Source organism: Streptomyces sp. NPDC031274 (genome assembly GCF_055570235.1).
On record NZ_JBVIHP010000040.1, the window covers coordinates 60,283 to 70,471 of the forward strand.

The 10,189-nt window shown below is 64.6% G+C and carries 5 protein-coding genes and 2 pseudogenes; 2 read left to right on the forward strand and 5 right to left on the reverse strand.

The window, feature by feature from the left end; translation table 11 throughout:
• The first annotated feature begins 2 nt into the window (after positions 1–2).
• Both ACZ5CR_RS40880 and ACZ5CR_RS40885 read left to right on the forward strand, forming a co-directional pair.
• On the forward strand, positions 3–1,316 hold the full coding sequence (locus tag ACZ5CR_RS40880; protein WP_468867496.1) for a nucleotide-binding domain-containing protein: 1,314 nt from the start codon (positions 3–5) through the stop codon (positions 1,314–1,316).
• A gap of 321 nt (positions 1,317–1,637) precedes the next feature.
• Positions 1,638–2,615: a hypothetical protein gene (locus ACZ5CR_RS40885; RefSeq protein ID WP_468867498.1), complete on the forward strand. Its 978-nt coding sequence runs from the start codon at positions 1,638–1,640 to the stop codon at positions 2,613–2,615.
• Positions 2,616–2,709: 94 nt separating this feature from the next.
• On the opposite strand, the gene ACZ5CR_RS40890 is transcribed toward ACZ5CR_RS40885, so the two are convergent.
• The 5 genes and pseudogenes from ACZ5CR_RS40890 to ACZ5CR_RS40910 form a co-directional block, all read right to left on the reverse strand.
• A complete protein-coding gene (locus ACZ5CR_RS40890) occupies positions 2,710–3,483 on the reverse strand; it encodes a hypothetical protein (RefSeq protein WP_468867500.1) in 774 nt (257 codons plus the stop codon).
• Between the two features lie 931 nt (positions 3,484–4,414).
• The gene (locus ACZ5CR_RS40895; protein WP_468867501.1) at positions 4,415–5,896 is read right to left on the reverse strand and encodes a UvrD-helicase domain-containing protein; all 1,482 of its coding nucleotides are present in this window, start codon (positions 5,894–5,896) and stop codon (positions 4,415–4,417) included.
• A complete protein-coding gene (locus tag ACZ5CR_RS40900) occupies positions 5,889–8,156 on the reverse strand; it encodes an ATP-dependent nuclease (RefSeq protein WP_468867503.1) in 2,268 nt (755 codons plus the stop codon). The genes ACZ5CR_RS40895 and ACZ5CR_RS40900 overlap by 8 nt, the downstream gene beginning before the upstream one ends.
• Positions 8,157–9,362: 1,206 nt before the next feature.
• A pseudogene (locus ACZ5CR_RS40905) lies at positions 9,363–9,976 on the reverse strand (transposase family protein); the annotation flags it as partial.
• A gap of 127 nt (positions 9,977–10,103) precedes the next feature.
• Positions 10,104–10,189, reverse strand: a pseudogene (locus ACZ5CR_RS40910) (IS5/IS1182 family transposase); the annotation flags it as partial.

The following is a 10,189-nucleotide window of genomic DNA, read 5'->3' on the forward strand; positions in this document are numbered from 1 at the left end:
CGATGAAGACCTCAGAGATCTTCGAAACACTGCTCAAGAGCCTGAAGGTCGGGGAGACGGCCACGACGGTCGCCTCACGGCGGGACGAGATCACGAAGGCGCTCAACAAGGACTTCCGCGACAAGGACGGCTGCTCCGACTACAAGCTGATGGTCGGATCGTTCGGTCGGCACACCGCGATCAAGGGCGTGTCCGACCTGGACATGATCTTCATCCTCCCGCCCGGGATTCGGTCGAGCTACAACGGGGACACTGGCCCGCGGAGGATTCTCGAGAGGGTCCGCGACGACCTCAAGGCGCGGTACAAGAACACGGAGATCTGCGTCGACCAGTGCGTCGTCCGAGTTCGGTTCACGTCCAACGCCTTCAAGTTCGAGGTCCAGCCGGCATTCGACAACGCTGACGGCAGCTTCGCCTACCCCGACACGAAGGCTGAGGGCTGGAAGGTCACCAAGCCGCGTGAGGAGATCGCCGCGACCAAGGAGTGCAACGACCGCACCTCGACGAACATGCGCCACCTTGCCCGGATGGCACGGGCCTGGAAGAACGCGAACGGCGCAAACATGGGCGGCCTGCTCATCGACACCCTCGTCTGCAACTTCTTCGACCTGACCGACGACTACGACACAGCGGGCACAGGCTCGTTCGACCTCATGGCCCGCGACTTCTTCGAATTCCTCAAAGATCAGCTAGAGCAGGAGTACTACCTGGCGCTGGGCAGCCGGCAGCGGGTCTACGTAAAGGCGAAGTTCCAGCCGAAGGCGAAGAAGGCGTACAACCGATGCCTCGAGGCGATCGCGGACGAAGGCAAGACGTCCGCCAACAAGAAGTGGCGCGAGGTCTTCGGCACGTCGGTGCCGCTGGCGAAGAGCACCAGTGAGTCGTCCCGGTTGTTCAGGGACACCGAGGAGTTCATCGAGGACGCGTTCCCGGTCGACGTGTCCGAGACTGTGTCCATCGACTGCGAGGTCACGCAGGCCGGGTGGCGTCCGACCTGGCTCCGCGCGATGCGTCGCGGCGGGATCCTGCTCAAGGCCGACAAGGGCTTGAGGTTCGTGGTCACCAGTTGCTCGGTCGGGGAGCCTTACACGCTGAAGTGGAAGGTGCTCAATTGTGGGTCGGAAGCCGAGCGGCGGGACGCGATCCGCGGCCAGATCGTCGACTCGAGCAAGCGGGGAGTCCGCATCGAGCACTCGGACTTCAAGGGCGAGCACGTCGTCGAGTGCTACGTCGTCAAAGACGGGGTCGTTGTCGCTCGGGACCAGATCGACGTTCCGGTCAGCAACACGAGCGTCAAGACGGCGAACGTCTTGTAGGGAGCCGATCCTCGGAGCGCAACAAGGCCCCGACAACTCTGCCAGGGTCTCGTCGCATCAGACGCATCGCCCGAAGGGGTGAAGCATGAGCAGTTCTCGCTGCCATGTCCGAGCCCCTGCTCAACGCGGAGATGGCCTTCGCGGGCAAGCGGTACGCGGCCCGCCGCGCGGCCGAGCTGCGTTCCGAGGATCCCAGCAGGTCCGCGGAGTAGATCGTCGACCTGCTCCGCGACGAAGCAGACGCCGCGGAAGCAAAGCTCGGCGGGTTCGAGACCTCAGCTGCTCTTGGTTCTTCGTCAAACGCTTCCGGAGAATGGTGCCGTGGAACGGCGGATTGACTTCTGGCGCGAGCGGCAGATGCTCTGTGGGTGCTGCGATCATCGGTGGCGCGTCGATCTACACTGGATCGACCGGTGGGAGCAGGCGAAGGAGACCTGCCCCGGCTGCGGCATGACCTGCGAGCACGAGGACTCGCCCCGGGTGACGGTCGACCCCGAGGACCCGGCGCTCGACGACGACCGGGTAGCGCGGTTCTTCTGGTACCACACGAGCACGGAGCCGGACTGGCCGATGCGTAACTTCGACCTGGCAGCCGTCCTGACGTCCGAGACCCGCATAATGATGGGCGGAGATGAGCGGGTCGCCGAGTGGGCCGCGCGGCAGCGGGCGAAGGCCCTCCACGTCGGCACGTACGAGGCCGCTGTCCACAACATGCTGCGTCGGATCCGCGACCAGGCCGACCAGCGCAGCCAGTTCTCTCTGTATCGGGTCCGTCTGAAGCCATCCGCCGTGGTGCGGGAGGGGTGGCTCGTCGACCCCAGTAACTTCGTCGGCGACGTCGTGCTCGACGAGGTCTGCCCGCCAGGCGTCGACGTCGCCCGCTACCTGAACTACCACGAGGATCCGGGAGGGCTCTCGCTCGCGCTGGGGAGGGACGCGATCGCCAGTGTTCAGCGGATCGCGGTTCCGCTCCCCGACACCTGGAATGGCGGCTGGGTGCGCGATGCCGTTGCGGCTCTCGAGGGCGTGAGCGGCACCGCGGTCGTCCCCGCGACCGGCAAGCCGGCCCGCGCCATGCGGCCGTCTTCGTCGCGAGCCATCCTGGGCCGAGAGCTCCGTGCGTTCCTGGCTGGCAGACTGCCGGTCAACCTCCAGGACCAGTTCGCGTCGGCCGCGGTGTTCGCGGAGGGAGAGGATCCAGAGCAGTGGGCGCGGCGGACCAGCGGCCTGTTCGATCTGATCGACGATCCGACTCGTGTGCTGGCTGCACTCGACCAGCAAGATCCCGGGGAGGTCTGAGAGCGACCTGTCCGCTCCTGAGGGGCAATAAGCCCGGAGGTCGCTGTAGGTCTTCCAGGTCGGCGCCGCCCTGAGCCGGGAGAGCGTGAGAAGTTCAAACGCCGCGGAGCGTCATGCTGACCGCAGAGGCGATAACGGCTTGGGAAAGTCGTTTCCATCCGATTTCGTTATCCCGGTCGAGTGTCGCCATGTCGAGACCGCCGAGGCCATCGTAGATTTCGCGAATCGCGGCGTGCTCCCCGGCGCACACCGCTTCCAGGAGGCGCAACGTCTGCATCTTGAAGGGCATGCACGTCCCCTTCGCCTGGAGACTGAGCTGCTCGACCGTCATGCGTGACGTGATGCTGACGGGAATGGATGGCACTTGATGGCACTCAGGGGCAGGTGGTGCGTCGGCTTCGCCGAACAGGACCATAAGTGCGGCGCGGCACTCAGGCACGCCAGAGGCGACGGACAGCCCAACACGCAGCCCCACATCGTGCAAGGTTTTGGCGATCACCTGCGGGTGCAGGGGCCGCTCGACCGAATACGCGTGGATGGATTGAAGAGGTTCCAGGGCATCGTTCCATCGCTTCTGATACACCAGGGCCTCGGTGAGGAACCCTCTCAGCTGAAGGCGCTGCGGGCCGCGCAGACCGTCGTCCTCAAGCAGCGTTCGGCAGCATTGCTCGACTTCCTCGTCGGTCATGAGTTCGGCAGCCAGGGCATCATCGATCCGGTCAATCTCGCGCTGAATACGCGCGGACGGAGTGGTCGGCATCCGTTGGCTCAGCGAGTCGAAATCGGCGGCGAGGGCTTGCACCTCTGGCTCCGGGGTGCCATGGCCGGTGTGACTGCGGAGTACTGTCAGGTAGTTGGTGACGGCCAAGGACGCGTCCTAGGGCCGGGAGTCGGCCAGTTGGAAGGCGAGGTCTCGGGCGCGCTGTAGATGGTGCAGCCATATAGCCGGCGCTTCACCGGTGTTTCTCAATACGTCCGCGAGCGGGGTGGTTGCAGGTTCGATCAGCGCTGCAGCGACTCCGGGGTAGCGGTCTTCTGCGGCATCGAGAAGCGCTTCCAGTGTCACGAGGTACTGGTATTGGAATCCATCTGCCGCCGCCTGCCCCCCCCCGCGCTCCGCCACCCGGTGCCCCTCCGTATGAAGGTAACCAACCTATCGGGCACCTCGGACATCGGTCGCCTGAGACCGTACGGCGGTTGGCCGGCCGGAGGCATAGTGTGCTGCGGTCTGACCACTGAGGCTCTTCATCCTGACGCGGCAGCGAGGTGAAGGGCGAGAACGGCCTAGAGGATCGCGGTGATGCGGTTGGTACTGCAGCACAGCTTGCTCAGGAGGCGCCAGCCCTTAAACGTAGCCATGGCCTGCTCGCCAACGCAGCGGATCTTGGCGTTGGTGGTGTTGTGACGTCATTGCCACCGCTTAGGGGGGCGCCCCTTGACGGGAACTCGGATGTTCGGGCGCGCCTTGGTATGCCTAATAGGCGCCGTGGGTTGGCCTCGCCGAGGGCGTCCGATGATGCCGTGCTCGCGGGCCGCCACCTCCAAGTCGTGCCGTCGCAACGGGCAGCGCGGGCGAGGCCCACAGCAATCTCCCGAATGGACCGGCCAGCACCTGAACGTTCATGTCTTCGTGCCGCTTCTTGCCGGAGTATGGCCGGTCCGCGGCGATCCGGTCGAACTACACAAGGCCGGGGCGCCCCGGCAAACCTTCGCAGCCACCTGGTTGTCGAGGAGTAAACTCCTGCTTCCCGTGGGGACGTCCACGACATTCGGCTTGGGATGTATGGGGCGTGCCACTTTCAAGTTAGGGCAATGGTGTTGTGGCGGGCGCGCGTGAGTGCCACGTACAGGGCACGATGGTCTGACCGTGCAGGGTCGAGGCCGTGCGCCAGGGCCGCAGCGTCTGCCGGGCTCAACCTGACGGCTACCGTGTTCCACTCGCGTCCCTTGGACTGGTGGGCAGTAAGGCCAGGTATCACCCGGTCGTTTGCGAGCCGGAGTTGTAGACGATTCAGGGCGCGAAGTGGCGTGCGTGTGAGCTGGGTTGTAGCGATTGCCGGAATGTGCACAGCGAGACTGCGTGTCAGTCTCTGCCACACCACGGCCGGTTGGTCGCCGTACTTGAGGTCAGATATCGCGGACTGCAGGAAGGGGCGGAGCGTTGTCGCTAACACTTCCCTTTCCAGCCCGAGTGTGACCAGAGCGTCGTGTAGAAAGACTGCCTGCATGCCCAGCGCATTCTGTGCGATCTCATTGAGGAGCAGGGTGCAGATCGACTCTTGAACCTGACCGACACCTGGCTTGATAGCGAGGGGCAGAACGTGGGGATCGCACTCCCATAGTGCCTTCCACTTGAGGGCGAGGACCATATCGGCATCGCGGGCAGAACCGGCCTGCAGCGTGACGGGCAGGCGTCGTCGTAGGCGCTGTGTAAGCCATGCCTGCCTGTCGGTTCCCCACCGAAAGGAGTCGTCCAAGTAGTGTGTGAAGAAGCCGTTCTCGCTTATGTACGCCGCCATGGCATCGGGACGAGCACCTCTGAACTGGTAGAGGGCCTGCCATGGATCTCCGACCAAGGTGAGAGAACTGGACGCTGAGGCAGCGAGTGAGAAGATCTCCCGGTCCAGATCGTTGGCGTCGAACACCTCATCTACGGTCAACGAGCGCACCGAGTTCTCGAAGTACGAGATTATTGCTCGGCGCGCGGGATCAGCCGTCAGAGCCCCCTGAAGAACCTCACGTACGTTGTCATGGGTGCACGTGCCGGCCGAGACGGCTCTCTTGAAGTGCAGGGCTGAAGGGTGGCTGGCGTTCTGGGGCTCGTTGGCGGTTCTTATGACGACGTGGCCGCAGTCGACCTGCAGAATGGGCCTTATGCGGCCGGGTTTTGTCGGGAGGGTCGACCGCCATGAGTCCAACACGTCAAGTTCCGTGTGTCCTCCTGGCCAGTGCAGAACGCCTCCACTGAGTAGGTGGAAGAGCAGGTCGCACAGAAGAGTGTCCAGGGTCACGACGCGATGCGGCCAGCGCAGTGCGGCCGAACCCCATTGCCAGGCGACCCGCGTACGCAATTCCTCGGTGGCTGACCTGGTGAAACTGAGCGCTACGACAGCGCGTGCGTCGGTGGGGGCGGCAAAGCGGTGCAGGCCGAAGCGCAGGGCCGACACAGTGGTCTTTCCGGAGCCGGGCGCTGCTTCGATGTAGACGCGGTCATGGGGGCTGCCACTCGCCGTGAGCTGTTGGGGTGTCAGTGTATGAAGCCCCGTGCTGGATCTAGGCATTGTCCTGTTCCTGCGGCCAGGCTCCGGGTATCGCTTGCGTGGGCCAGCCTCCTGGCTGGCGGCCTGCCGTGTGGTTCTGCCGGATCGGATGTGAGCGCAGAGGATTGTCCCAGGTAGGGGTTTCCTCCACCTCGCCTGCCGCGACATCGAACTCGAACTCGTGCTCTGCGTCGGGAAGCTCGTCCTCTGGCCAGTACGCCGGGTCGTCGAGGTCGTCATCCCAGTCGATGACGTCAGGCAACCGGTCCCAGATGTTGTCGGGAGCAAGCCATTCGGGCGGTTCCATGGCGGCGTCTTCGGACGTCAGATCGCTGGGGGAGTCTGGCGCGGCTGGATAGAGGAAGTCGAAGAGCTTTTCAAGGTGATCGGGTACGGATACGAGGGAGAAGCCGTCGTCCGCCTCGCGATCGGCGCTGTTGGCTTCCTGGAGCGCCGCGGCGAGAGCGAGGGCGAATTCGGCCTTACGCCGCGCACCCCGGCCTTCTTTGACCGCTTCCTCGCCGTCCTTTCCGGCCCTCCGGCTGGCGAAGTAGGACTGAACGTTGTCGGCGGTGACTTCGGCCAATGGATGGTTTGGGTCGACCGCCTGTTGGGCTTCCGCGACAAGGTCCTCGTTGCCCGGAGTGATCGCCGGCTCAAGGGTGGGATGACTGATGAAGACCCGGACCACGGACGTGTCGTGCTCTGCAGCCCACCTGGGCATGTCGCGTGTACTGTCGAAGGGAAGGTGGCTGTCGCTGTCACGGAGGATCGCCAGCTTCGTGCACAGTTCCTTGCCCGGCGTCGCCAGGAGATGGGCAGCCCACTGGCCGACTTTGGTGCCCATCGGGACGATGCTCAGGGCATCAATGAAGGCTTGCTTGGCTTCATCGTCACCTGCCCAGGCACGACCGAACTCACGCACCACGGCGCCCTCGGTAACGCCTTCGACTAGGAGTAGGCGTTCGGCGAAGAGCGCCGACGACCGACTCGCGTCCAGGTGCAATCTGGCCATGCGGAGCGTGGCATCGCGATGCTGGTCTGGGACAACGTCCTTGACGCAGTGGCTCACACTTCCATGGTCGGTGCGACGCACGACGACGAGCTCGGTGGGGTCGCAGGCTGTGATGACGTCAGTCGCGTGACTGGTGAGGATCACCTGTAGCTCGGGGCGCGCCTTGACGGTTCTGCGCAGGTAGCGGACCAACGAGTGCTGCAGCTGAGGGTGGAGATGGGCTTCTGGCTCCTCGATGATGACCGTTGCGTGAAACGGGGCCGTAGAGAAGAAAGAGTCTTCCTCGGAGGCCGCCTCAGCTTGTGCTTGCGCCAGGTTCTCGAACGCTTGCCGCGCCTGCTCCTCCTCGGATGGGGATTGGTGCTCGCCGCTCTCCGGTGGGTTCGTTGAGGCGAGGGGAACCTCGGTGGAATCAGGTATCGCAGCCAACGTCACGGCAATATGCAGCAGGTTGACGTACCCAAGGCCAGAGACCTCCAGAGGACGGGCTGCGGAGCGGCCTTCGATCACGGCGAGCATGATCTCCAGGACGCGGGCGAGATAGGTGTCGTCGATGACCTGGCCTCGCACGTAGGGCCATTGTGGGTTCACGCCGGCGGACAGTCTGCCCAGCTGCTCGCCGATGCGTGCCTCAACGGCGTCTATCAAGCTGTCCTTGGCGAGATCCTCCAATAGCCGTGAGGCGCGGGCGCGTAGAGCTACCAGGTTGCGGCTGCCATGGAGTTCCTGCTGCCGTGCGCGTAGCAGCTCCACCAGGATGCGCACCTCGCGGCGCGCCAGTTCGTCCAGTGGATGACGCCAGGCGGGAAGATAGATCAGCTTGAATTGGTCGATCTTCCGGGCGAGGCCGTGGCTGCTTGTCAGGCGCGAGGTGACTGTTCCCAGTTGTCGGTGAAGGGAGACACTCCAGGATTCAGCTTCTCCGCCGAGCCGTCGGTGCCCTGTGGTGTGAAGCTCGCGGCCGAGGCGCCCCTCGGCGTGGAGGTCGTCGGCCAGGGCGTACGCGATGTCAATGCTGCGCTCGACGCCGGCATCAGGCGATGCCAGCGTGGCTGAAGTCGGCCTCGGGAGCACTGGAAACCGGTTTCCTGGGTGCGCGAGGTAGATCGCGTCGGTGAGTGTGGTCTTACCCGCGCCGTTGGGCCCGATCATCACACTGAACCTGCCAGGAAGTTCGCAGCTCATTGGCTTCTCTGCGCTCGCGCGTAGACCGCTCACCTTGACGCGGCTCAGATACATGGCAGGCCCCCCGATCGACTCCGTCACTCTGGCAACATCATCGCTCAGCGGTCCGCTGCACTGCGCAGTTTTCCCTTTGGAACGCTGGCCACCCAGGGTGGCGCTCCGAATGTGCTGCCCGCTGCGCGCATGGCTCCCGAGTCATGGGCTGCCAGTTCAGGATCAGCCACTGATGATGCGCCAGCTTTCACATCATCCGACGCGAGAGCTGCCGAGTTGATTCGGGATGCGGTCGCAGCAGAGGCCGTGGAAATCTACCGCTTGCTTATAGCCGTGAAACCCGCAGGGGTCATCCCGATGCTGCGTAGCGTTTTGAGATTGCAGGTGGCGGTATTCCTCGCCCTAGGTGCGGAAATGTCTGCTGACCTGTGGAAACGCCTGTGCGCACGCTGGGATGACGGGGCGCTGGGTGCGTACTTCCCGGGTCGCTGAATCAGATGGTTCGACGGTCTTGCCGGTGTAGCCGCGCTGGTCCGGGTGTGTCGATGGCTTGCTGGTCCCCAAGGCCAGGGACGGAGTGCCCTCGCGTGGGGGTCGTGATGGAGTCCGTAGTGAGCAAGCGCCTGGGCGCTCTGCCTGTCGCGGCCGAGTTTCTGCGTCGGCTGGACGTAGCGGGGATCGTCGACGGGCTGCGGCCACCGGATTCGCGGGCGGACGTTGCGCACGGGTGATCGAGGTAGTGGTGCCGAACCGGCTGACCGCTCCCGCGTTGCTGTTCCGCGTCGGGGACGGGGCGGACTCGTGTGAGGCCGTCAAGGGTCTTGGTGGAGGCCGATGCGTGTCCCGGCTGGTGTATTGATGGGTCTCATCGGTGTCTTGCTGGGGGCTTTGGCGATCAGCGTCGTTGTCGCGTCCGGCCGGTGGCAGCAAAACGTCTCCTCAGGGACACCACCGGAACTCGAAGATGTCCATGGCGAGACACCGACGTATCAATCGGGTAGGAGGGCCGGTCGCCCGGCCCTTCTACCCGATTGATACTCCGCCAGAAGAGCAGCTCAGGCTCAACTTCCAAGAAGCATCATCCGAGGTCATCTACAGCGAGGACCCGGGGGGACGACCGCCGGCCACTCCCAGTCGGCGAAGAGCACTACGACACAGACGGCCTGCGCTGACCTGAGCGCACACACAGAAACCGCCCGATGCTCCGGGGGTTTTGTTGGGCTGGGTCCGCTTTGATGGACATCGGAGATCAGAGGCTTCGGCCCCCGGAGTCCATCGGTGGTCAAGCGCGGCATCGGCAACCTCCTGACCTGCGGATAGCGTCTCCCAACGTCCCCAGTAGGGGACGCGGATGGTGCCGCCGGCGCCCCGGTAGTCCTTGGCGGCCCAGCACCGCATACCGGCTTCTTCCAGGGCGTCGACGACGCCGTGGGTGTGCGCGGCCTTGATGTCGTGGACTGCCCCCGGGAGCGCGGGCGACGCCCACAGCACCCGCCTGCCGCATCGGTGATGACCTGCACGTTCATGCCGTGCTTCTTGTGTTTCCCAGAGTAGAAGGGCCGGTCGGCGGCGATCCGGTCGATCGGCAGCAGGGTGCCGTCCAGGATCACGAATGCCTTGGTGGAGGCGGCTTTCACCGCTTCAGCGAGGGTCGGTGCGAAGGCGGCCAGGACCTCAACGGCCTCGGCGATATAGCGGTAGGCGGTGCTGGTCCCGACGTCGAAGCCCGCAGCCAGCTGGGCGTAGGTGTGCCCGTGCCGTAGGTGGGCGAGAGCCAGTAGGGCCTGGCGGCCAGTGCTCAGCCGGCGCCAGCGGGTGCCGTGTTCCCGGCGGCTCGCCCGCAGACGCCCAGACAGGAAGCGAGGGGTCGAGGCGGGCACATCGATGCCGGACGGATAGACACGCACGCGGAAGCTCCTGGCAGACAGGCGATCTTGGTCGTGAACCCGTCTACCAGGAGCTCCCGTATGTTCGGCCACTCCCGCCGCCTCAACTACCCAGCCAGCCAATTAAGTTGGCAAATACTGAGCTTCTTCAGCGTTGCCGCTCCAGCGTGAGGATGGCCTTGGTGATTGACGTCATTCGATTCGGGCTGCAGCGAGCGTGACGGAAGATCCGCC

What these genes read in the sequence shown, in the direction of transcription:
- ACZ5CR_RS40880 (WP_468867496.1), top strand. Translation starts at nt 3, where the DNA reads ATGAAGACCTCAGAGATCTTCGAAACACTGCTCAAGAGCCTGAAGGTC.
- ACZ5CR_RS40895 (WP_468867501.1), bottom strand. Translation starts at nt 5,896, where the DNA reads ATGCCTAGATCCAGCACGGGGCTTCATACACTGACACCCCAACAGCTC.